The organism is uncultured Imperialibacter sp., from assembly GCF_963974565.1.
GTDB lineage: Bacteria > Bacteroidota > Bacteroidia > Cytophagales > Cyclobacteriaceae > Imperialibacter > Imperialibacter roseus.
Genome location: NZ_CAXBCJ010000018.1, coordinates 1 through 24102 on the forward strand (window position 1 = coordinate 1; position 24102 = coordinate 24102).

The window sequence follows — 24102 nt, forward strand, 5'->3', positions numbered from 1 at the left end:
CGACAATGTTGGTAACAATGGACTTGGCCGTGGATGCTCTGATCAGGTGATCGTTGAGGTACTCGACACCCCGGATAACATTTCTCTGACAAATGCCATCATTACACCGTCTAATGCCAATGATTGTTCGCCTGATAATGGCCAGATTGCAGTAACAGACGTGCTGCTTAACGGTGGTTCAGATGGCACTGCCAACTATGATTTCAACCTATACGAAAGCGATGCTTCTACCCTCAGCCCGATTACGTTCGTTGGAGCAACTGTTTCTGGCTTAGCTCCTGGCGTGTATTTCGTAGAAGCAGTCGACAACACAGGAACCGGCTGTTCTTCTAACCTGCTTCAGGTAACAATTGCTGATGACGCAGTAAAACCTGCCATCACCATTGCTGAAACTGCTAAGAACACTATCTGCGATCCTTCTTTCGGGGGTGGTATCACTCCTACCGGTTCGCTGACTGCTACCATTACTGCTGGAGCAGGCGTTGATATGGATGGAAGTTATACCTTCGAATGGTTCCAGGGAACTACAGGCACCATGTCTGCCATCAACGATGGAGATGTGCTTGCAAATGGATCTGATGTCACCATCGCCAATGACCTTAACCCTGCAACTCCACCTCACACTTCAGTGATCAGTGGACTGGTAGAAGGTACCTACTGGGTAAGACTTACTGATACAAGCAATCCAAACAACAACTGTACTGCTACTGCTGAGTTTACGCTAACAGCTGATTTGAAAGAAGTTGAAATATTGGCTGCCAACATCACCCTGGCGCCTGATGTGGATTGCTCTGGTAATGACACCGGTTCAATCACTGTAGAGGCCGTAACAGTGGATGCTGTTGATGATGCAAACGTGGCTACTAACTTTACGGTAGAGTTCTTCGATGCTGCATTCGCTCCTATTGTAGCTCCCATCACTACTGTAGGAACTTTCACAAGACTAGGTTCACTGGCTGCTGGAACTTACTATGTAAGAGCTACCAGAGATGCTACTGGTTGTGTATCTGACTACACTGAAGTAACTATCATTGCAGATTCCATTGAGCCTGATATTACTGCCACAGTGAACCCGAATACTTTCTGCGACTTTACCGTCAATGGAAGCGGTGACATTACTTTGTCTATCGATGACCCGGCAAGCCCTGGTACACCTAGAGCGGCGGCCAACTACAACTTCCAGTGGTATGAAGGTTCTGGCATTCTTGGAGCCAACTTCCAAACTGGTGCAGGTCTTAACAGCGCTGCCAACCTGAAACCTGGATTCTACACAATCGTCGTTACAACTATCGACAATGTTGGTAACAATGGACTTGGCCGTGGATGCTCTGATCAGGTGATCGTTCAGGTGAAAGACACCCCGAACCAGGTGCTCATTCGTGCCGCCGACATCACGAAAACCAATTCTCAGGATTGTAACCCAGCGCAAAACGGAACAATCACCGTGAATGATGTATTTTTAAACAATGTATCGAATGGTACAGGTGGCTACACTTTCAAACTTTTCAATAATGCCTTTACCGACATTTCTGGTACCTATGCTTTCGCAGGAAACGTGGTAAGTAGTTTACCAAGCGGAACCTACTACGTGCAAGCCACCAGCACATCTGGTTCGGGTTGTAATTCCAACTTCCGTCAGGTAATTATTAACGACGTTTCGGTGAAGCCAACGCCATCAATTAGCCAGGTACGACCAAATACATATTGTGATCCTGCCAACTTTGACGGTAGCTTAACAGTGACTATTGGCAACAACGATGGTGGGGCATACCTCTACCAATGGCACAAAGGCTCGATTGGCGTTGTCAACCCAGTAGCAGTGGGCAATGGTGGCCAAACTGCAACCATCTCAAATGTTGAGGACGGACAGTATTGGGTAAGGGTAACCGACAACACGACTACCGGCTTGAACTGCGCTGCTACGGCCACTTTCAACCTTCAATACGTACCGGTTGTAATCACCCTGCAAGCAAGCAGCGCTGATGATACGTCTTGTGATGTAGACAATGGCTCCGTTTTCTTCAACGGCACGACGGACTTCGTAACAATAACAAGCTCCGGCAACCCTGCGGACAATGCGACAGTTAATGGACTCGCAGCGATTGATGCCAGCTACACCTTCCAGTTGTATAATTCGTCGTTTGCACTTCAGGTACCTGGAACATTGACCACCGCCAGCCTGGCGGCAGTGCAATTGCCCGCCGGTCGCTACTACGTAGTGGCAACACACAAGACCTTCCTTTGTGCCTCAGCTTTCTATCCAATTGACATTGATGACGATACAGTGCTGCCAATAATCGCTTCGTCAACTATCACCCCGGATACAAGCTGCGATGTTGAGAATGGAAGCATTCAGTTTGTTGCAGAAACAAATGGAGCAGATGGTTTGGCTTACGTTCTAACTTGGTATAGCGGGCAAAATACCTCTGGGGCTAACATCACAGGATCAACAACGGTTACTGGTTCTGGTAGCAGCGCTGACCCCTACATCGCAAGCAACCTGGCCGCAGGTTTCTACACTGTTATGATTGAGCAAACGCCAGGTTCAGGCTGTGAAACAGTAGAAACCTTTCAGGTGTTTGAGCAGCTTACTGCTCCTTCATTCGTGCTTCCTGCCTCACAGTTGACTCACTCAACACTGTGCGTTGGTGTGAATGGTTCGTTTAGATTAGACGACGACGACATTGTGTCGACTGGCATTGGTGCGACACTTTCTAACTACACGTGGAGCTTGTATCCTGACAACAGTGGATCTCCTAATACTGGGGCACCGATTGCGTTGGGCGCAGTTGCTAGTCCTTCATATGACTACTTCACAACAACAGGAACAGGCCTTGCGCCGGGCACATACTACCTGCAAGCTGAAAGCACGCTCGGTTGTGAATCCGCCTTTATCAAGTTCTCCATAGAAGACTTCAGCACCGTCCCTGCGGCTCAGGTGTCAGTAGTCTCTGATAAAGGCTGCGATACGTCCTTCGGCGTAGGCGAGATCAGCGTTGTTGTAACAGAAGTTGACGGAACGCCTGAAGCAACTGGCTATGTATTGGTACTGAAAAACAGTGGTGGTACCACCATCGTCGAAACTTCAACAACCGGCAACAATGCTGCCTCTTATACCGGACTGGCTAGTGGGGTTTATACACTCACCGCTACAAATAACCGTACGGGATGTGTGCTCACTCAGGATATCGACGTGCCAACTGAGACTGAAAATGTATTGATCACGTCAAGTAGTGTAGTGCATCAAACTACCTGTGACCCTAATGGATCAGTTACAATTTCTGAAGTGACATTCAATGGAGTTGTCTATACAGTTGGTGGTGTGAACAATCTACTGACAAACTTTACCTTCACGTGGTCGGGCCCTAACGGCAGCATTACTCCGGCCGGGGGCTCGGAAAATATGATCAGTAATCTTGAGGGCGGATCGCTTGACCCTACTCTGTGGACCTTGTATTCTGTGCAGGTGGAGCATATCACAACCGGATGTACCATGTCGGTAACGGGAGAGTTTCCCGTTTATAATGCCGACATCGTTTATCCCGATATTTTGATTGATCAAGTAGCTGCTGATCAAAGCTGTACTGGCGGAACACCTTCAGGTATACTTTCAGCAACGGTTGATAATTCAAATGATGATACCAACCCCAATTATACTTTCGAATGGTTCACAGGCTCAGGGGCAGTTGCAGCCAATAGCATCGCAACTACGTCAACAATTTCTAACCTGACAGCTGGCTTGTACACCGTCTCGGTAAGGAACCTTTTGACAGGTTGTAATTCACTAGCCGAATTTGACTTAGCCAGTGAACCATGGATGGCAGAAATTGATTCAGCGGATATCGTTATTACGGCCATGACCAACTGTAGTCCAGCCGATGGCACAATTGAAATTAGCGCAATCTCGCCAGGCTCATTGACCGACTACACTTATTCATTGTACGATCAAGATCCGGCTGATGGGGCAGTGGCCATACAAACATCCACCGACGGAACGTTTACTGGTGTTGCTGCAGGGCAGCATTTCATAGAAGTTATTCATAACACCACCAACTGCGCTATGTTGTCATATGTAGAAGTGGAAGTACCGGATGAATCAGTGCCGCCAGTTATCTCCCTTGTGGATATGGTGTTACAGACCAACTGTAACCCTGCCATTCCGAATGGGGCCATTTCTGTGTCGGCTGACGGATCTCAGGATACTGGTGCATATACGTTTAGCTGGTTTAGAGGGTCTAGTGCTACAGGAACTCCTTTGGTTGCAAACAACCCCCAATTGTTGAACATTGCCGCCGGCCAGTATACGGTGCTAGTTGTCAACAATACTACAGGGTGCAGTCAGTCGAAAGTGTACCGTATCACAGATGAGTCAATCAACCCGCTGGAAGTCACGATCACTGCAACCCGCAACGACAAGTGTCTTGCACCGTTTGATGGAGTCGTCGCAGCCAACCTAATTAACATACCGTTTGGTAAGGCCTCATCCGATTACAAATTTGTATGGAATGCGGGACAAGTACCTCCGTCATTCGATGTGTTTGACTACGAGGGCCAGGCATGGGAAGGCTTAAATAGCGGGATATACACCTTGATGGTTTTCAACAGACAGGATCCGCTTTGTGCAACTGCCCCCATACAGGTTTTGGTTGAGGATGCCACCAGCATTCCGGCCATTGTTGTCAAGGAGACACAACCTCTGACCATCTGCTACCAAGACAGACCAAATGGTGAATTGACAGCTTCACTCGCCAATGGCACTGTAACTGGTCACACTTTCGAATGGTATATTGGAAGTCTGGCTGACCCAGCTGCTAAGATTTTTGACGGCCCGATTGTGAACAACTTGGCCGCAGGCCCTTACACCCTGCGGGTAACTAACTCTACGACTGGTTGCCAGTCAACCCAAACCGTGGAGGTAACTGATCAGACTGTTCCACCATCGAATCCTACCCTTACACTTGTGAGCAACATGACAAGCTGCGCAGCACCTAATGGTGAGGCAAGGGCAACCGTGGAAGGTAATATTGGTAACTACAGGTTCGAATGGTACGAAGCAACGGACACTAACACAATCATCTACACCGGCTTCGACCCTAAAGGACTGGGAAGAGAAGGTGAAACGGTGGAGTACATTGTAATCGCTACTGATCTTCTGACAGGTTGCGTATCTGAAGAGTCAAGAATATCAATCAGCGATGCCCGCACAGAGCCACAGTTCGTAGTGGATGTACAAGACTCGCAGTGTCTGGTGCCAACAGGGGTTGCTCTGCTGGTATTCCCTGAGCCTGTAGAGCTGGACAGCGTCGTTTGGACTCACTTAGCCACTGGTAACACTACTTTTGAAGGTGGTCTGTTTGAAGCAACATTTGGTGACTATTCGGTGACCATTTGGGACGGCAATGGATGTACTGCGACACAGGAATTCACTATTGGGGCGGATATCGTGATCTACAATGGTGTGTCGGCCAACGGCGATGGACTGAACGATTTCTTCATCATGGATTGTATCGATCAGTTCCCTAACAACAATGTGAAGATATTCAACAGAGCTGGAGCTATTGTATGGGAAAACGATGGTTACGATAACACCGATGTATACTTTGACGGTGTCAGTAACAAGGGAATAGTAGCGGGAAGCAGGCTGCTACCTGCGGGTACCTATTTCTATCTCGTCGACAAAGGTGATGGAACTGATCCACTTTCTGGCTATCTTGAGCTCGTAAGATAATTTGAAGTATGAATATTGTAACTAGATTATCGTTCTGCGTCGTGTTGTTGTTGGCTAGCTGGGGAGTGTTCGCCCAGCAACGCCCGGTTATTTCGCAGTACATGTACAACGGAATGGTGCTTAACCCTGCCTACGCAGGAAGTACCAACGAATTCAGTGCTGCGGTGATCCACCGGGATCAGTGGGTCAATATTGATGGTGCCCCATCATTCCAAACGTTCACTGCGCACACACCTTTGTTTAGTAACCAGATCGGCGTAGGTCTAACGGCAACCAGAGACCAGGTGGGTATTCATACCGACTACGGTTTTTATGCTAGTTATGCTTACAAAATTAAGTTAGCTAGTGGCTATCTGGCAATGGGCTTGCAGGGAGGCTTTAATGACAGAAAATCGAACTTTGATCTACTAAGGTTGAGGGATCAAAATGATGTATACTTACAGGGAACATGGCGAAAGTTTAGCCCCAACTTTGGGACTGGTGCATATTACTACAACAAAAGAATGTACTTGGGTGCTTCTATTCCTCACATTGTAAAGAACAGCGTGTATGAAGATGATGTAAATGAAGGTGTGGCCTCAAAAGCAAAAACACCTCGGTATGTTTATCTGACGGGAGGAATGGTTTTCCCCCTGACCGACAACATCAACCTTCTCCCTGCTGTGCTGATCAGGTACCAGGATCATCTGCCGTTGGGTATCGACCTTAACTGTAATGTGATATTTGAAGACATTGTTTACGCAGGCCTCTCCTACCGCAGCGGTGACTCAATGACGTTGATTACTCAGCTTGTTTTGAATGAGAACATTCGACTTGGCTATGCCTACGACGTGGTTACCTCGGGCCAAAGGCAGTATACCAACGGAACCCACGAGATCATGATCAACTATAGAGTATTAATAAAGGCTCTTTCTAAAGATCCTTTATGCCCGGTTTATTATTAATCAACCTAACTTCCTCGAAAAGCCAGACAATGTTGTTTGGCTTTTTTTTGCCCAGGCTCCCACTTTAAATGCGATACAGATTCTATTGAAAGCAAACTTAAGGATCAAGCGGAAAATTTGGGGGATAAAACTCAAAAGGAGTGTTATTCGATTCAGCAAATAGGCGGCAATAAAAAAGCAAAACTGGTTCAATGCGTCTCGCCCGGCCGGGTTAGGCTTGGATCTTTTGCTTTTTTATGCAAGCAGAAAATACCCATGCCAAACATCAATCCCCCCAGAAATACAGATTGATCCAAACTTAATCTCCAAAAGAAATCCCTAACCCTCTGGCCGTTTTCACCAGGTAGGAATCCGTGTTAACATAATTATAAGTGCTAATAGCTTCCAGCAATGGCACGTCTACGATATCGTTGTGCTGATAGGCCACCATCCTGCCAAACTTCCGCTCCAGCACCATTTCAAATGCCTTCACACCAAACTGCAAGGCAAGCACCCTGTCAAAGGCTATCGGGCCGCCTCCTCTTTGGATATGCCCCAATACCGTTTCCCGAATATCGGCCTCACACCCTGCATCTTTCAATTCCTGAGAAAGCCGATAAGCACACCCGCCCAACCGGACGTTTTTATACCCGACCTCATTGCTTTTAGAGGCAACCACATCTCCTCCAATAGACTTAGCACCCTCGGCCATCACAATATGGGCGAAACCTTTTCCATTGTGGTAACGCTGGTCTATTCGTTGCTTTATTTTCTCTACATCATAGGGAATCTCTGGAATAAGGCAAACCTCAGCCCCGCCGGAAATGGCTGTGTGGAGAGCAATCCATCCAGCTGCCCTACCCATCACCTCCATGATCATTACCCGGTGGTGGCTTTCGGCAGTGGTCACCAGCTTATCAAGGCAATCAGAGGCTATTTGCACTGCTGTTTGAAAACCAAAAGTAAAATCGGTGCCCGAAAGATCATTGTCAATTGTTTTCGGCACACCCACTATATCCAAGCCCCGCTCGTAAAGCTTCTGCGAAATGCGTTGCGAACCATCCCCGCCTATACTAATCACCGCAGTTATGCCTAAATCATCAAGGCGGTTGAGTAAGTCATCAGAGCGATCAATACTGGACCAGGTACCGTCTTCATGCTTCACAGGCCAGGTAAATGGCCCTCCTTTGTTGGTTGTTTTTATGATAGTGCCGCCCTTTACGTGGATGCCGGCGATGGCCTTATTATCCAGCCTGACAATCTCCTGCGGGTCGCTCAGCACACCATTGTAGGCTTCAATGCTTCCGTACACCTCCCACTCGGGATTTTGCTGCGACCTTTTTACAATCCCCCGCAGCACGGCATTCAGACCGGGACAGTCGCCGCCGCCTGTAAGCACCAGTAGTTTCTTCTTGCTCATATTTCCAGATTTGTGATGAATCTAAGCAATCCAACAGAAATACAAAGCGATTCTTTATCGACCAGCCCATTGGCAAGTCGAGTGGTCACGAACGTGAAAATCACGTCCATGGAAAAATGTTGGCTACGTTACCTGATAAGAGAACCGGCTATCCTAGTACTCCCACACTTTCAATCCCATCCAGCCCGCATCGTAAAGAAACAAGGTGACAATCACACAGGAAAAGGCCAGCAGGATATAATACACCGAGAAAGCCTTCTTCTCCCCCAACTTAAAGTTCATAATACCGAAGCGAGTGCTCAAAAAAGCACTGAACAATATGATCCAACCTCCCAGATAAATTAGCCAGCCATTGACGTTCGGTTCGCCTGCTTCGCTTAACTTATTGATGGTTCCGAACAGCCCCGTAGCAATCATAATCAAACCAACCACCACCAACGAAGGCACCATTCTCCGAAAGAACTCCTGCCAGGCCAAAGACTTCCTGATAGCAAAAATCAGCCATACCAGCGTAGCAAAGCAAGAGCTTACAAGCATCACCAACGACACCACCAGCAGTAGCCGCTTGGTGAGAACACTTGAGTATTTCACTCTCTCAAGGTAATTGCCAACAACTGCTGTAGCCAGCACGGGCTCACCTTTGTCGGTTGGCACAAATACGTGACTGGGAACATAGTCTTTGAGTCCGGCAAAAAGATAGCCCTCGCCTCCCTGATTAGCTACTGGCAGCACGGGAAAGCGATCTTTCATAAACTGCTTGAGGTAGAGCGTGTCGTTGTCGATGGTTACCTCGCAGGTGCTGAATATGCGATCGATAAAGGCGAAAATCTGATTACGGGAGGCCTTGAAGAGGTAGTAGCCCTCGTATTGCTTCATTGCTTCAACGTCCAATGCTTGGGTAGCGGGTCTGGCAACTGATATGTCCTGCACCAGAAACTGCTTGATGAGGTTGACCAAATCTCCCATGCCCTTGCCTGCATTGTTAGAAATCGCATATCCTATGCCATACTGGCTGTTGTAGCCGTAAGACGATGAAAAACCATCAATCCCACCATCGTGCCCATGAAACGAAGCAGGCAGCTGCGTATCAAAAGTATAATTACCTAAACCGTAGCCAACTGGTAAGCCCGCCTGATTGGCAATGGTGTAGGCCGGTGCCTCCATCAGGTCAAGTACTTTTGAGGGGAAAACCTGGGCAGAATCTACCATGCCCCTGTTGATCCAAAAAGAAAGAAAACGTGCCATGTCGTTGGCATTGCTATTGAAGGCTCCTGCAGGGCGATGATAGATTGGGAGAAAGGGCACTTCATTGCCGGTTCCATCATATCCTTTGGAATAAGCCTGTCCCTCAGGAACAGACTTAAAGTTAGAGGTCTTCATTCCGATTGGGCTGAGCACAGTTTCCGTGATAAATTCATCATAAGGCTGCTCAGCATACTTTTCGATAAGATAACCGGCCACTGTCCAACCAGGGTTGCTGTAGGCATAGCGGGTTCCTGGCTGCCACCGTACTTTAAGTGTTTTCTTATGCTGTTCCAGCACCTTTCTTAGAGGATAAACAACGGTGTCGGATGTGTTATAAACTTCATTCAGGTGCATGTCGTCGAACCCAGCTGTGTGCGAAAGCAGGTGTTTTACCCGCACAGGGTGCTCCGGCTCAAAGCTATTCTCAAAGTCTATTTCCGGCACCAAAGCCTTCACTTCGTCTTCCAGCGAAAACTTCCCTTCTTCCACTAACCTGAGCACGCCCAACGCCACAAAGCTTTTGGTGATGGAACCCAACCTGAACAGGGTCGATCCATCTACCTGCGAGTTGGTCCCTTTGTCTTTTACACCCAGTCCGCCTGAAAAGATGGTGCTATCATCTTTAACAATGGTCAGCATGATGCCAGGGATGTCGCTCCTGTCCATCAGCAGTTCAAGGGAGTCTGTCAGCTGCCGGGGTGTCAGCGGCGTGCCGGAGGGCTGGGCTTTTGCAACAAGAACGCTAAAAACAAGAGCGACAGTGAGTTCAAACGCATGCTTCATTCCTTTTTTCTTTTATAGGAGGCTTGTCAAATGAGTTTCAAAAAAGCAATTTAAGCCCGAAAAATGACTTCTCTGTCTGGCTAAACAATATCTAAGTATTTACTTTTGCAGATGGTACTTTGGGGAATGGCGTTGAGCTTCTCCAGAGAGTGCCAATTGTTTTATTATTCGCCAGCTCACACAGCTTTTCAACCAGTATTCTATGAGATTACTCTTACTTATCCCTTGTTGCCTTTTGTCTTTTGCACTGCAGGCACAAACCACTCAAAATCCCGTTGCGCTGGTCAATACGCTCATGGGAACAGACTCAAAAATGGAGCTGTCCAATGGCAACGCTTACCCGGCAGTTGCCGTTCCCTGGGGCATGAACTTCTGGATTCCTCAGACTGGAAAAATGGGCGACGGTTGGGCCTATACTTACGATGCCGACAAAATCAGAGGGTTTAAACAAACCCACCAGCCATCGCCCTGGATGAACGACCATGGTCAGTTTAGTCTTATGCCAGGCACAGGAGCTGTTCAGTTCGATCAGGACAAAAGGGCCAGCTGGTTTTCACACAAGGCCGAAGTAGCCCAACCACACTATTACAGCGTGTACCTGGCCGATGCCAACATTACCACCGAAATAACCCCCACTGAAAGAGCTGCCATTTTCAGGCTTACCTATCCGGAGGCAGACAGCGCCTGGCTTGTTATTGATGGCTTCGACAAAGGTTCTGAAGTAACCATCGACAAAGAAAACGCCAGAATAACTGGTTACACAGTAAGAAACAGTGGTGGGGTGCCAGCCAATTTCCGCAATTATTTTATCATTGAGTTGGATAAAAAAGTGAATTGGAGCGTTGCCGACACGCTTAAAAAAGGGCATGCTGTGGGAGCCGTGGGCTTCTCAACAAAAAAGGGAGAAGTGGTGCACATCAAGGTGGCCTCCTCCTTTATCAGCCCTGAACAGGCCACTATCAACTTGAAAAGGGAAGTAGGCAACAAAAGCTTTGAGCAAGTAAAAGCCGAAGCAGAAACAGTATGGAACGAAAAACTTGGTGTGGTGGCCGTCGGGGGTGGTTCAATCGACCAGATGCGCACGTTCTACTCATGCCTCTACCGCACGCTCCTTTTTCCGCAAAAAATGTACGAGCTGGATGAACAGGGAAAAATCGTCCACTACAGCCCTTACAACGGGGAAGTGCTTCCCGGCTATATGTTTTCAGGCACCGGCTTCTGGGATACGTTCAGGGCGCTTTACCCTTTGCTCAATCTTCTGTATCCGTCTATCAACAAGGAGATGCAGGAGGGGCTCATCAACGATTACAAAGAGGGCGGTTTCCTCCCCGAGTGGTCGAGCCCGGGCTACCGAAACGTAATGGTAGGCAATAATTCAGCCTCTGTCGTCGCCGACGCATACATAAAGGGCCTCAGAGGATATGACATCAATACGCTGTACGAAGCGTTGAAAAAAGATGCCAATACCGAAGGGCCCATGGACGCTGTGGCAAGAAGGGGTGCTCCCTACTACAATAAGCTGGGCTATGTACCCTACAATGTTGGCATCAACGAGAACGCCGCACGCACTTTGGAATATGCCTACGATGATTTCACCATTTATCAGCTGGCAAAAGCACTGAACAAGCCTCAGAAAGAGATTGATCTCTATAAAAAGCGCTCACAAAACTATCGAAATCTTTTTGACAACGAGACAAAGCTCATGCGAGGTAAGAATGAAGACGGCAGTTTTCAATCGCCTTTTAATCCGCTCAAGTGGGGTGATGCATTCACTGAGGGCAATAGCTGGCACTATACCTGGTCAGTTTTTCACGACATAGAAGGGCTAAAGCAACTCATGGGTGGCGACAAAATGTTCATAAGCATGCTCGACTCCGTCTTTAGTATGCCACCGCTCTTTGACGACAGCTATTATGGCTTCACCATCCACGAAATCAGAGAGATGCAAATCATGAATATGGGACAATATGCACACGGAAACCAGCCCATCCAGCATATGACCTATTTGTACAATTTCACTTCAGAGCCCTGGAAGGCGCAGTACTGGATCCGGGAAGTCATGAACAAGCTGTACACCCCTGCTCCTGACGGTTACTGTGGCGACGAAGACAACGGACAAACTTCCGCCTGGTATGTCTTTTCAGCCATTGGCTTCTATCCCGTGTGCCCTGGCACCGATCAATATGTGCTGGGAGCTCCACTGTTCAAAGAAGTAATGATTTCTCTGGAAAACGGTAAAAACATTGAAATTCTTGCACCGGAAAACAATCATGCAAATTTTTATGTTAATGAAGTGGTCTACAATGGAAGTGTGTATGACAAAAATTGGCTCGCTCATTCCGGGTTGGTGAAAGGGGCGAAAATCTCATTTGATATGACATCAAAACCAAATACAAAAAGGGGTGTTTCTGCTGTCAACTGGCCATTTTCGATGACTTTTGACAAAAAATAGCACTCTTTCACAGCCTATTTTTCTTAAACACTGTCAGGTCTACATTAATTATAGGACTTAAGTAATAAAAAAAATAATTATTAGGGGTTACCTTTAACGATAATGTGATATCAACACTAGTGAACATTATAAACTTACATAAGTAATTTTAGTTATCCACTTTCGTTTTTTTCTGTTTTACTAGTTTGTAACTGCGCCGCCTGAAATATTTTGTTTTACCGATTTATAAACATTGTGATCGAGCGACGTTGTATTTTTTTTTCGGAAATTGAGATTAACTGATTTAGTCGACCAGCATGATTAAGAAGCTATTAACCGCAGGAGTCCTCTTCGTCGTATTTTTTAATGGGGAATCGAAATCCCAGGAGAAAGCATCCGACGCAGATTCCGCCCAGTATTGGTGGGGGAAAGGGTACGTTAGTGCCGTCAAAGGGGATTATGAAGCCGCCATTGTTGACTACGACAAATCCATCAAACTATATGGACTGAAGGGGGAAGTGTATTACGACAGAGGTAATGCTCGTGCTGAGCTAAAAAACTATGCAGGGGCCATCGAAGATTACACCAACGCCCTGAAGTACCTGATTGACGATCTTGATAAGTTAAAGACCTACTATGTGAGGGGCATGGCAAAGATCGAAATGCTAGACCTTGATGGCGCCATAGCAGACCTCAGCGAAGTCGTGAAACTATCTCCAAACCACGAGGAAGCATTTTATTACCGGGCAACCGCCAAAGACAAACTAAAAGACTACAGAGGTGCGATAGAGGATTTCACAAAAGTCATTGAAATCAATCCCCAGTCAAGCAGGGCTTATAAGCTTAGGGGTATCGAGAAGATCAGGCTTCGTGACAAACAAGGTGGTTGTAGCGATTTGTCGATGGCCAGTGAGCTTGGAGACACCAAGGTGGCCAGCGTGATGGAAAAGCTTTGCGGATCGTCGAATTGATCTACATGCCGACACATCAATTAAATCCTCAATTGGCTAAAAGCATCTGGTCAAATCACCTGCCCTTTCTTTGTACCCCTCGCACAGCCGGGGCTGTCCAGGGATCATCGGGCCAGGAGTGTTTCGGATACCTTCTCTTAAGATCCTTCTTTACTTCGAAATAGGCATTGCTCCAGAAGCTTTTCAGGTCTGACGTTACCTGCACTGGCTTGTATCCCGGAGATAGCAGATGCAGCACCACAGCGGCTTTACCCCCGTTTATTCTTGGTGTCTCAGCTAGGCCAAACACTTCCTGTAGCCTGACCGATAACACTGGAGACTCTCCCGCAGAAAAGTACTGAAGCTTGATTCTTGATCCGCTCGGCACCTCAATATGTGTTGGAGCTAATTTCTCCAGCTCCTTCTGAGTTTCCCAGTCCAGCGAGCTATTGAGCACCTCAGCCAGGTCAATCCTTTTTAAATCCTCTGGCTTCTTAATGCCCGATAAATAAGGCCCCAGCCACGCTCCGTTTGTCGCCAATAGTGAATGCGTGCTTACATCGGGCCAGCTCTGCTCCGGATTCCATTTTTTCAGACTCATGACCCTGCTTTGCCACTGAACAAACCTATCGTCAAAGTTCAGAAGCGCCTCCCCTTCCTTTGCAATGGCTTCGCTTATCGCCTGTGTTAACTGGCTTTCATCAGGGGCCGGCAATGGCTTCGAGCGCAGGACAATATTGCCAATTCTTAAGTCAAGCGAAGCGACCAGTCCGCCTTTTCTTGTATCCCAGGTTACTACCTCCCTCTCCTTCACCATGCCCGTCAGGTCTTTGGGGTTAAGTGGAGCAGCCAGAAAAATCTTGCCCACGCCGTCACGGGCGTCGAGGTGTGCCACCGCTAGCCAGGGTTCGTGAGCCAGGTCGTCTTTCTGTGCTGCCATGGCATACTTACCATTGGCCAGCTGAAACTGCGCATTGTTGCCAGGCCGGGCACAGGCAATTCTTTCCGGGTACGCATAGGCCAATAACAAACCAACCTCATAGGGATCAAAAACGCCATTTTCTTCCCCCAGGTTAAATATCCTCCGATACGATTCCGCCACTTTCTCTATTCTACCGAACTGCTTTCCATGCCCACCATTATCCCGAAACCTCCGCAAGGCCTCAATCCGCAGAGTGATATCGATACCAGCTTCTCGTTGCAAGGGGTCTCGTTCTTCCAGCACGGCAGCCAGGTCGGTAGCCAACTCCACCTTGTCAGATTGTTTTGCCATTAGCAACATGTGGGCAATGCGAGGGTGACAAGGCAGCTCGTGCATCTTCTTGCCATGAGAAGTGATCCTGGCATTTTCAAGTGCCTCCAACTGATGCAGGGTATCTGAAGCCTGTGCCAGTGCGCCCTTAGGCGGCGGTGTTAACCAGGTAAGCTGTTTAACGTCCACAATGCCCCATTGTGCCATGTCCAGCACAAGGTTGGCCAGGTCAGCCTCCATGATCTCCGGCGTTCGGTGTGGCTTCAGCCGCTCCTGTGTAGCTTTGCTCCACATCCTATAGCAGGTACCGGGGCTAAGCCTGCCTGCCCTGCCGGCTCGTTGGTCGGCGGAATCTCTTGATATCTGCACAGTTTCAAGCCTCGATAAACCCGAGCGGGGATCGAATTTCGAGGTGCGGCCGTAGCCGGTATCCACCACCACTTTGATGCCTTCTATCGTGAGGCTTGTTTCTGCTATCGAAGTGGCCAGCACCGCCTTTCTCCTTCCGTCGTTGCCGGGCATGATGGCGGCGAATTGCTGATTTTGTGGCAGCTGACTGTAAAGCGGATGGATGGCGAAATCGGTCATTTCTTTTCTGAGCAGCTCTTCGCATTTTCTGATCTCCCCTTCCCCGGGAAAAAAGGCCAGAATGTCTCCTTCCCGCTCTCTGGATGCCTTAAGAATGGTTCGGGCAGCCATTTCCGGCAACAGCATCAAATCCTGCTCGCCGGTGTAGATCACCTCCACAGGATATTGCCGTCCTTCACTCACGGTCACAGGCGCTTTCATAAGCTCAGGCAGCTTCTCCATGTCCAGCGTGGCCGACATGATCATGATGCGCAGATCGGGCCGCAGCACCTGCTGCACTTCCCTGCAAAGCGCCAGAGCGACGTCGGCATGCAGGCTCCTTTCATGAAACTCATCGAAAACTACCATCCCCACTCCTTCCAATGCATTGTCAGAGTGGATCAACCGGGTGAGGATACCTTCAGTGAGTACTTCGATTTGCGTTTGGTCTGACGTCCTGTTTTCGAACCTGATGCGGTAGCCGACCTTCTTTCCCAGGTCATCATTCAGCATGGAAGCCATACGGGTGGCTATCGACCTTGCCGCCAGGCGCCGGGGCTCCAGCATTAATATCTTTTTACCGCCCAGCCATGGTTCGTTCATCAATACTAGTGGTAGCAGCGTGCTTTTTCCTGCTCCGGGAGGTGCATTGACGATCAGGGTGTTTTCCCTGGCCAGACTCTCCGTTATTTGTGGAATGATGTCAACAACAGGAAGGTCGAAGGCGAGTGGATCGAAAGACAAACTGAAGGATTTTGAGATATTCAGACTATTTGGACACAAAACTACACACCGCTCGTCGAATTCCTTTTATCCGGTTTCTAAGTTTCTACATTTGCGTCAAAAAACATCCATGACCAAAATCACAGTAAACAATAATGGCTCTCTGAAAATCGACGGAGATTTTGAAATTGTAGACAAAGAAGGCAATGCATACGGTCTTCAGGGAAGAACGATTGTCTCATTGTGCCGTTGCGGAAAATCTGCTAACAAGCCATTTTGTGACGGGTCGCACAAAGAGCACTTTGAGCACGAGGCCATTGCTTTCGACTTACCGCCTAAGAAGGTATAAGGGTTTACATATTCCTCCTGTACTGCCCACCCACTTCATACAAGGCATGGGTGATTTGCCCTAAAGAACAGTACTTCACGGCTTCCATCAGCTCCTCAAACATGTTTTGATTGCTGATGGCAGCCTGCTGAAGGCTTGAAAGCACCTCATGAGACTTGCTTTCGTTGAATTTCTTCAGGTTATTCAACGACTCAATCTGAAACTCCTTTTCGTCTTTCGTTGCCCTTATTACTTCCATGGGCGTGATGGTCGGCGAGCCTTTTGATGAAAGGAACGTGTTCACCCCAATGATCGGGAAGTCGCCATTGTGCTTCATTGTTTCGTAGTAAAGGCTTTCTTCCTGGATTTTGCTGCGCTGGTACATGGTTTCCATGGCCCCCAGCACGCCGCCTCTTTCGGTGATCCTGTCAAACTCTGCCATAACAGCCTCCTCCACCAAGTCGGTCAGTTCTTCGATGATAAATGAGCCTTGCAATGGGTTTTCATTTTTGGCAAGCCCCAACTCCTTGTTGATAATCAGCTGAATGGCCATGGCACGACGCACCGACTCCTCCGTCGGCGTGGTAATGGCCTCATCATAGGCATTGGTGTGCAGGGAGTTGCAGTTGTCGTAAATGGCATAGAGCGCCTGCAAAGTGGTTCTGATGTCGTTGAAGTCAATCTCCTGTGCATGCAGCGACCGGCCGCTGGTTTGGATATGGTACTTCAGCATTTGAGAGCGCTCGTTGGCACCGTATTTCAGTTTCATGGCTTTTGCCCAAATCTTCCGTGCTACTCTTCCAATCACAGAATATTCAGGATCAACGCCATTGCTGAAGAAGAAAGAAAGGTTAGGAGCAAAATCGTCGACATGCATGCCACGGCTAACATAGTACTCAACGAAGGTAAAGCCATTTGACAACGTGAAAGCCAACTGAGAGATTGGGTTGGCACCTGCCTCGGCAATATGATAGCCTGAGATAGAAACAGAATAGAAGTTCCTGACATTCTGGTCAATGAAATACTGCTGCACATCGCCCATTACTTTAAGGGAGAATTCGGTGCTGAAAATGCAGGTATTCTGTGCCTGGTCTTCTTTGAGAATATCGGCCTGCACGGTTCCCCGTACTTTTGAAAGGGTATCGGCTTTGATCTTTTGATACACCTCAGCAGGCAGCACCTGATCTCCTGTCACGCCCAACAACATAAGACCCAGGCCATCGTTTCCTTCAGGAATCGCTCCACTGTACACAGGCTGCGTCATTCCTTTGGCCTTGAAGAGTTTAGCGATTTTCTCCTTCACTTCCGCTTCCAGCCCCTGCGCTTTGATATACTTCTCGCAGTTCTGGTCAATAGCCGCATTCATGAAAAAAGCACAGATAGTAGCTGCCGGCCCATTGATGGTCATTGAAACGGATGTGGTCGGATCAATCAGGTCGAAGCCGGAATAGAGCTTCTTGGCGTCGTCGAGAGAACAAACGCTTACGCCGGAATTGCCAATCTTGCCATAGATGTCTGGCCTGTGGTCGGGGTCTTCCCCATACAAGGTCACCGAATCGAAAGCGGTCGATAACCTGGCGAACGCATTATCTTTCGATACATAATGGAAGCGCTTATTGGTACGCTCCGGCCCTCCCTCTCCGGCAAACATACGGGTAGGATCTTCGGTAGTGCGCTTGAAAGGAAATACGCCTGCAGCATAGGGAAACTCGCCGGGCACGTTCTCCTGCAAGTTCCACTTCAGCACATCGCCCCAGGCTTCGTAGCGAGGTAAGCTGATCTTTGGGATTTTAGTATGTGAAAGCGATTCAGTATGCGTGGGTACTTTGATCTCTTTCCCTCTTACTGTATAAACATATTCCTCGTTTTTATACTGCTGCACCTTTTCAGGCCAACCTTCGACCACCTTAAGATTTTTGGGATCAAGGTCGAGCGACGTCTTTTCAAAAAGTGTCTCCAGCTTCTCTCCCAACATCTTGTCCTCTCCGACTTTCTTCGCTGCGGCAATGGTTTTTTTGATGCTGTAAAGGGTTTGTGCCACTCCTTTCTGATCTTCTACCCACTGATTGTAGTGCCTGATGGTTTTCGTTATTTCGGACAAATAGCGGGTGCGCTTGGGGGGAATGATGAAGATCTTTTCTGAGAGTTCGTCAGAAGACACTGACGTGGACGTCAGGCTTGCCCCAGTTCGCTCGACGATCTTATCCATCAGCTTCCTGTACAGCGTATTCATGCCAGGGTCATTGAACTGGCTGGCAATGGTGCCAAATACTGGCAATTGGTCATCTGGCGTTTCCCAGAGACCATGATTGCGCTTGTACTGCTTCTTCACATCCCGCACCGCATCCAGAGCCCCTCTCTTGTCAAACTTGTTGATGGCAATCATGTCAGCAAAGTCGAGCATGTCGATCTTTTCCAGCTGAGTGGCTGCTCCGTATTCTGGCGTCATCACGTACAGCGAGACATCCGAATGATCAGTAATTTCCGTGTCCGACTGCCCGATGCCTGAAGTCTCCAGAATAATCAGGTCAAATTCGGCCGCCTTTAAGATATTCACGGCCTCCTGCACATGCTTCGAAAGCGCCAGGTTCGACTGTCGGGTGGCCAGCGACCGCATGTACACCCTGGGATGGTGGATGGCGTTCATGCGGATCCTGTCGCCCAGCAATGCACCGCCTGTTTTTCTTTTGGAGGGGTCGACCGACACCACCCCGATATGCCTGTCCTTGAAATCAACTAAAAACCGCCGCACAAGCTCATCCACTAAACTGGACTTGCCAGCACCACCAGTACCTGTGATGCCCAGTACCGGCACTTTACTTTTCGCAGCCTCAGCATCTACCTTTTGTAGCACTGGTTGAGCCACATCCGGAAAATTCTCCGCTGCCGATATCAACCTGGCCACCGACTTCACATCTTTCTTCTTCAAGCTGCCCAGCTCACCGCTGAGGTGCTCGCCAATGGGAAAATCGCTCCCGGCTATCAGGTCGTTGATCATTCCCTGCAATCCCATGGTACGGCCGTCGTCCGGTGAGTAGATCCGGTTGATGCCGTAAGCATGCAACTCCTCCACTTCCGCTGGCAGGATGGTTCCTCCTCCCCCTCCAAATATCTTGATATGCCCGGCGCCCTTTTCCCGCAGCAAGTCGTACATGTACTTGAAAAACTCCACATGCCCTCCCTGGTAACTGGTAATGGCAATAGACTGCACATCTTCCTGAATGGCGCAGTCCACAATCTCCTGTACCGACCGGTTGTGGCCCAGGTGAATCACCTCCACGCCGGTTGCCTGAATGATGCGGCGCATGATATTGATGGCAGCGTCGTGGCCGTCGAACAAAGAGGCAGCCGTAACGATGCGAATATGGTTTTTTGGCTTGTAGGGGGCTTCGGTATGTGACATAAAAGATGACGAAATGACTATTGGGTCAATGATTTCTTAAAGTTAACCAATGTGGCGGACATGGTTGACCATTTTTACCCAACTGATATTGGTCAAATAATGCTGAATGAAGAATTTTATATTTCAGGTTGATTCTTATAATTTCCAGATGACAATCATAAATGCTAATAAGGGAATCATTCTTCGGTTTTTCTTAAGCATTTTTGACGTCGAAAAAACACTACTGAAGGCAGAATCAAATCTGAATTCAGCAATATCAAATCACCAATTCGTTTGAATGAAAGACTATAAAAAATATTATATCATACCCGCTCTTCCCGAAGAAGTGTACGCAGCGCTTACCCACCCTGCCTCTCTTCATGCCTGGACAGGCGAAGAAGCCGAAATGTCTACGGAACCAGGCTCAGAATTTTCTCTTTGGGAAGGAAGCATTGTGGGCAGAAACCTGGAATTTGAGCCTGGCAGAAAGATTGTGCAGCAGTGGTATTTCGGCGAGCAGGAAGAAGCTTCTGTTGTCACTATTATTCTCCACCCGCACAAAAATGGCACCTCGGCCGAGCTGCGCCACAGCAACATCCCCGATGAGGACTATGACGACATTGTGGACGGCTGGAACACCACCTACTTTGGAGCGCTGATCGATTTTTACGAATAAAGCTCAACCATTTTTTATAGATTAGTGTCTGGTAGTTACCGATACTATCGTCTATGAAAAACTGCACTTTACCCTCCATCATCTTTTTAGTTTTTGCATTTGCTTGCCAGAAAGAGGACGTTGATAGCAAAAAGGACCGGGATAATTTGCCTCAGTACAGCTCAGATGCACAGCTACAGCAGGTGACTTTATATGGCCTCGAAAGTAATAGCCTTCCTGGTAATATCATCGAGTTCTACGAGTATGATGAAAATGACAGAGTTGCCAGGATAATAACGCCTGGAACGGGTGGCTTGGAAGATATAGCACAATACCAAAGCTTTGGATATAACAGCGAGGGCAGGGTAAGCTCCGTTTCTACTTATGTAGCCAACACAGGAGAACCAAATGGTTTTTTGTTGATCGAAGTGAAAAATATCTTCTATTCGGGAGACGGTGTCAAGACAAAAGAAAGTGTGGAAAACCCACAGATCGGCCTCAAAAAAGAAACGAAGTTCAGCTACGAAGGTATTCGACTTGCAAAATCTGAAGAGTTTGACAACAAGGGAGCCCTTGAAAGGTACACAGTGTATGAATACAATGACAGCGGCACACTAAAAAAGGAGACGGCTTATTCTCCAACAGGAGACCTCAACAGCTATGTAAGCCATGTCTATGAAGGCAACCGGCGGATACACTCATCGTTTTACTCTTTTTCAGAGGAACTTGTCAAAGAGGAAAAAAGGGCCTACGATGCCAACGGCAACCTGGTTGAGTTAAAATCCATCAATATTGCCCTATGGCTTTCCACCATGAGCTACAGACTGGAGTACACTTACAAAGAATAAAAAAAGGGAACTTAATCCCTTTTTGATGCTTTCTTAGCTTTCTTCTCAGCCCTTTTCTCTTTCAGGTTCTTGGTGGGCTCCTTTTTCTCGTTACCTTTTTGGGGTGATGTTCCTTTTGCCATGACTATTTGCTTTCGTTGATGAAGTCTGTGAGAAATGTAGCGTTAATGTGAATAATATCCTTCAAAAGGATGAGATTTTAATTACTGGATGGGGCAAAGGTGTATCAAAACAGCCACCTCGATTCCCCTCAGTCTTCTCACGCAAGGGTCGTTCTGGTGAGTGTCGTCACTCACCAGCCTCAAAACAGCCGCTTGGCAAGTGTCTTCACTCGCCAACAACCTCCGCCACGTACCCTACCGCTTTCTCGGCACACTTCTCCCCATCGATGGCTGCCGACACAATGCCACCGGCATAGCCAGCCCCTTCTCCGCAAGGATACAGTCCTTTTACAGCAATATGCTCCAGCGTTTCCGGGTCACGGGGAATGCGCACGGGAGATGAAGTGCGGCTCTCAGGCGCATGCACCACCGCCTCATTGGTCAGGTAGCCCTTCATGGCCTTTCCAAACTCCCTGAAGCCTTCCTGAAGCGTCTTGTAAATAAAGTCTGGCAGCACACTACCCAGCTCCACGGAAGTGACACCCGGCTTGTACGAAGTCTCCGGCACGTCGGCCGACAGCTTACCGTTAGTGAAGTCCAACAGCCTTTGTCCAGGCACCCGCTGTGTCTGCCCGCCTTCTTTCCAGGCCAGTTGCTCTACCGACTGCTGAAAAGCCATGGCCGCCAAAGGGCCTTTTTTGGCAAATGCTTTAAAATCCTCAGGCCGAAGCTCGACAACAATACCGGAGTTGGCGCTTGGCTGGTCTCTCTTGGACGGCGACCAGCCATTGGTCACCACCTCGCCGGGACTTGTGGCACAGGGGGCAATCACACCACCAGGACACATACAGAAAGAGTAGACGCCACGGGTGTTGGTTCCGCTACCCACCTGCTTCACGATGCTGTAGGGCGCCGGAGGCAGGTAAGTCCCTCTGTCATCGCATTTGTACTGTATCGTGTCAATCAACGACTGCGGGTGCTCCACCCTCACTCCCAGGGCGAAGGGCTTAAGTTCAATCGCAATCTTCTTTCTGTCCAGCAATTCAAATATATCTCTGGCGGAATGGCCGGTGGCCAAAATCACCTTCTTCGCTTTGATAATATCTCCGGAAGCAGTTGTCACACCCTCAATGGCATCGCCTTTGAGTAAGATATCTGTCACTCTGGTATTAAATTTCACCACACCACCGTGGGCTAAGATGCACTCCCGGATATCGGTAATAATCTCAGGCAATTTGTTGGTCCCGATGTGCGGATGGGCCTCCACGAGTATTTCCTTAGTTGCTCCAAAGCCCACCAACAGTTTCAAAATCCGCTGCACATCACCCCTTTTCTTACTGCGGGTATAGAGCTTACCATCTGAATAGGTGCCAGCTCCTCCTTCTCCAAAACAGTAATTGGAATCTTCGTTGACAATATGATCGATGTTGATCGCCTTCAGGTCTCTGCGACGGTCACGGACGTCCTTGCCTCGTTCAAGAATAATGGGCTTTCTACCTAATTCTATGCAACGCAGCGCTGCAAAAAGGCCGGCAGGGCCGGCTCCGATGATAATGACTTCTTCCGCTTTAGATACATCAGGGTAGTTGGGTAGCCAGGTTGGTGTTTCCACAAAGTCCTCGTTCACATACACCCGAACAGTGAGATTTACTTTGATGATGCGCTGACGGGCGTCGATCGACCGCTTGAGCACCTCCACATGCCTGATGTCTGAAAACGGGATGTAGGCCTTCTGGCTGGCCAGCTTATAGAGCGCTTCCTGGTCGGCGGCCTCTTCAGGTAGTACCTGAAACTGAAATTCTTTTTGCAATGCGTATCTTCTTTAAAAACGCAAAGATAGACAATTGGAATGCTAAGAATTGGATTACCTGGAAAACGGGACATGAATCCTCATTGAAGATCAGAGGAGTGAGAAAATATTCGTTAATAGCCTATTTGGTGGCAAAAGGCAACAAGTTGTCTAAGATCTTCCTCCTGATTCGTTTTAATCGACTTCTCCTTTATGAAGGACTTTATTTCATTTGAATACTTCGGAAAAAGTTTTACGATAACTGACCTTTTTGCTCGACTAATCCTTTTGTTCTTGTCTATAAAATAGTAGGCCGTTTGCTTCGTCAGCAGCATGCAGTATCTGGCTTTCTGGTTATAAAGTTCCCTGTAAGTCGGGTATATCCCCCTTTCAATATTTCTAAATGGCGTTATTCCATCACGGTATTGCTCTCCGAAAACCTCGGTCTTCGCAAGTCCCACTACCTGATGAACGCCCAACTGAAGTCTTTTGTCACCGGCAATCGCCTCCACCCACATATTACCGGGAAACGAGTAGAACTCCGACCCTCCGACCGTGATCTTTTTTGTGCCCGTCGGACTGATACTTACGGTATCGCCAGCGTAATTAATATAAAGCATTTCCCTTAAGAGTAAATTATAATTAAGGAGTGCGTTGATAGTAGACCCACTGACCAAATCTACATCTCCGTATTCAAATGAGGCAAACCTGAATACTTCAGATAACGGAATCACTGACTTAGTCACTTCTCCGGGCCTTACTTTGAACTTACGGCCTTCCTGCGCCCTTAAGCTTACGCTTAAAAGCAACATAAACACCAGAAACAAAGAATTTTTCATCTAAAAAGAATATAGCCTCATGCCGCAATAAACTTCAATATCTGAAATTTTCAGACAAAAAACCGTACGAATTGAGGCAAGAAAAATATCCCACTCACACTGGAAGCCTTTACAAGGTGGAGTTGTCTTTTAAAAACC

13 protein-coding genes are annotated in these 24102 nt (G+C 48.0%); 7 read left to right on the top strand and 6 right to left on the bottom strand.

What is annotated here, in order from left to right:
- Together AAC052_RS20985 and AAC052_RS20990 are read left to right on the top strand one after the other, a co-directional pair.
- On the top strand, window positions 1-5728 hold a 5728-nt coding region (locus tag AAC052_RS20985; RefSeq protein WP_339815371.1), incomplete at its 5' end, for a gliding motility-associated C-terminal domain-containing protein.
- A gap of 8 nt (window positions 5729-5736) precedes the next feature.
- Window positions 5737-6672, top strand: coding sequence for a type IX secretion system membrane protein PorP/SprF (locus tag AAC052_RS20990; protein WP_339815372.1), 936 nt, complete (start codon window positions 5737-5739; stop codon window positions 6670-6672).
- 298 nt (window positions 6673-6970) lie between these two features.
- Here the strand turns inward: AAC052_RS20990 and AAC052_RS20995 are convergent, their stop codons facing one another.
- Both AAC052_RS20995 and AAC052_RS21000 read right to left on the bottom strand, forming a co-directional pair.
- Complete coding sequence (locus tag AAC052_RS20995; protein WP_317491448.1) at window positions 6971-8071, bottom strand: ATP-dependent 6-phosphofructokinase; 1101 nt, start codon at window positions 8069-8071, stop codon at window positions 6971-6973.
- Between the two features lie 153 nt (window positions 8072-8224).
- Window positions 8225-10099 (bottom strand): serine hydrolase domain-containing protein, encoded by a 1875-nt coding sequence (locus AAC052_RS21000; protein ID WP_339815374.1) that lies wholly within the window; start codon window positions 10097-10099, stop codon window positions 8225-8227.
- A 202-nt stretch (window positions 10100-10301) separates the two neighbouring features.
- Between AAC052_RS21000 and AAC052_RS21005 the strand changes: the two genes are divergently transcribed.
- A complete protein-coding gene (locus tag AAC052_RS21005) occupies window positions 10302-12551 on the top strand; it encodes a GH92 family glycosyl hydrolase (protein ID WP_339815375.1) in 2250 nt (749 codons plus the stop codon).
- A gap of 296 nt (window positions 12552-12847) precedes the next feature.
- The gene (locus AAC052_RS21010; RefSeq protein ID WP_317491445.1) at window positions 12848-13501 is read left to right on the top strand and encodes a tetratricopeptide repeat protein; all 654 of its coding nucleotides are present in this window, start codon (window positions 12848-12850) and stop codon (window positions 13499-13501) included.
- Between the two features lie 55 nt (window positions 13502-13556).
- Here AAC052_RS21010 and hrpB read toward each other — a convergent pair whose 3' ends face one another.
- On the bottom strand, window positions 13557-16043 hold the full coding sequence (hrpB, locus tag AAC052_RS21015; protein ID WP_339815376.1) for an ATP-dependent helicase HrpB: 2487 nt from the start codon (window positions 16041-16043) through the stop codon (window positions 13557-13559).
- A 109-nt stretch (window positions 16044-16152) separates the two neighbouring features.
- Between hrpB and AAC052_RS21020 the strand changes: the two genes are divergently transcribed.
- Window positions 16153-16371 carry a CDGSH iron-sulfur domain-containing protein gene (locus tag AAC052_RS21020; protein ID WP_151998692.1) on the top strand — a complete coding sequence of 73 codons (219 nt, stop codon included), beginning with the start codon at window positions 16153-16155 and terminating at the stop codon, window positions 16369-16371.
- A gap of 4 nt (window positions 16372-16375) precedes the next feature.
- Here AAC052_RS21020 and AAC052_RS21025 read toward each other — a convergent pair whose 3' ends face one another.
- Entirely contained in the window at window positions 16376-19753 is a 3378-nt protein-coding gene (locus AAC052_RS21025; protein WP_339815377.1) for a methylmalonyl-CoA mutase family protein, read from the bottom strand.
- A 277-nt stretch (window positions 19754-20030) separates the two neighbouring features.
- On the opposite strand from AAC052_RS21025, the gene AAC052_RS21030 reads away from it, so the two are divergent.
- Both AAC052_RS21030 and AAC052_RS21035 read left to right on the top strand, forming a co-directional pair.
- A complete protein-coding gene (locus AAC052_RS21030) occupies window positions 20031-20408 on the top strand; it encodes an SRPBCC domain-containing protein (RefSeq protein ID WP_339815379.1) in 378 nt (125 codons plus the stop codon).
- Window positions 20409-20461: 53 nt separating this feature from the next.
- Complete coding sequence (locus tag AAC052_RS21035; RefSeq protein ID WP_339815381.1) at window positions 20462-21235, top strand: hypothetical protein; 774 nt, start codon at window positions 20462-20464, stop codon at window positions 21233-21235.
- A gap of 327 nt (window positions 21236-21562) precedes the next feature.
- On the opposite strand, the gene AAC052_RS21040 is transcribed toward AAC052_RS21035, so the two are convergent.
- Together AAC052_RS21040 and AAC052_RS21045 are read right to left on the bottom strand one after the other, a co-directional pair.
- Window positions 21563-23146: an FAD-dependent oxidoreductase gene (locus AAC052_RS21040; RefSeq protein WP_339815383.1), complete on the bottom strand. Its 1584-nt coding sequence runs from the start codon at window positions 23144-23146 to the stop codon at window positions 21563-21565.
- A 113-nt stretch (window positions 23147-23259) separates the two neighbouring features.
- The gene (locus tag AAC052_RS21045; RefSeq protein ID WP_317491440.1) at window positions 23260-23964 is read right to left on the bottom strand and encodes a hypothetical protein; all 705 of its coding nucleotides are present in this window, start codon (window positions 23962-23964) and stop codon (window positions 23260-23262) included.
- Window positions 23965-24102 lie beyond the last annotated feature (138 nt).

What these genes read in the sequence shown, in the direction of transcription:
- AAC052_RS21035 (WP_339815381.1), top strand. Translation starts at nt 20,462, where the DNA reads ATGAAAAACTGCACTTTACCCTCCATCATCTTTTTAGTTTTTGCATTT.
- AAC052_RS20995 (WP_317491448.1), bottom strand. Translation starts at nt 8,071, where the DNA reads ATGAGCAAGAAGAAACTACTGGTGCTTACAGGCGGCGGCGACTGTCCC.
- AAC052_RS21005 (WP_339815375.1), top strand. Translation starts at nt 10,302, where the DNA reads ATGAGATTACTCTTACTTATCCCTTGTTGCCTTTTGTCTTTTGCACTG.
- AAC052_RS21000 (WP_339815374.1), bottom strand. Translation starts at nt 10,099, where the DNA reads ATGAAGCATGCGTTTGAACTCACTGTCGCTCTTGTTTTTAGCGTTCTT.
- AAC052_RS21045 (WP_317491440.1), bottom strand. Translation starts at nt 23,964, where the DNA reads ATGAAAAATTCTTTGTTTCTGGTGTTTATGTTGCTTTTAAGCGTAAGC.
- AAC052_RS21030 (WP_339815379.1), top strand. Translation starts at nt 20,031, where the DNA reads ATGAAAGACTATAAAAAATATTATATCATACCCGCTCTTCCCGAAGAA.
- AAC052_RS20990 (WP_339815372.1), top strand. Translation starts at nt 5,737, where the DNA reads ATGAATATTGTAACTAGATTATCGTTCTGCGTCGTGTTGTTGTTGGCT.
- AAC052_RS21020 (WP_151998692.1), top strand. Translation starts at nt 16,153, where the DNA reads ATGACCAAAATCACAGTAAACAATAATGGCTCTCTGAAAATCGACGGA.
- AAC052_RS21010 (WP_317491445.1), top strand. Translation starts at nt 12,848, where the DNA reads ATGATTAAGAAGCTATTAACCGCAGGAGTCCTCTTCGTCGTATTTTTT.
- AAC052_RS21025 (WP_339815377.1), bottom strand. Translation starts at nt 19,753, where the DNA reads ATGTCACATACCGAAGCCCCCTACAAGCCAAAAAACCATATTCGCATC.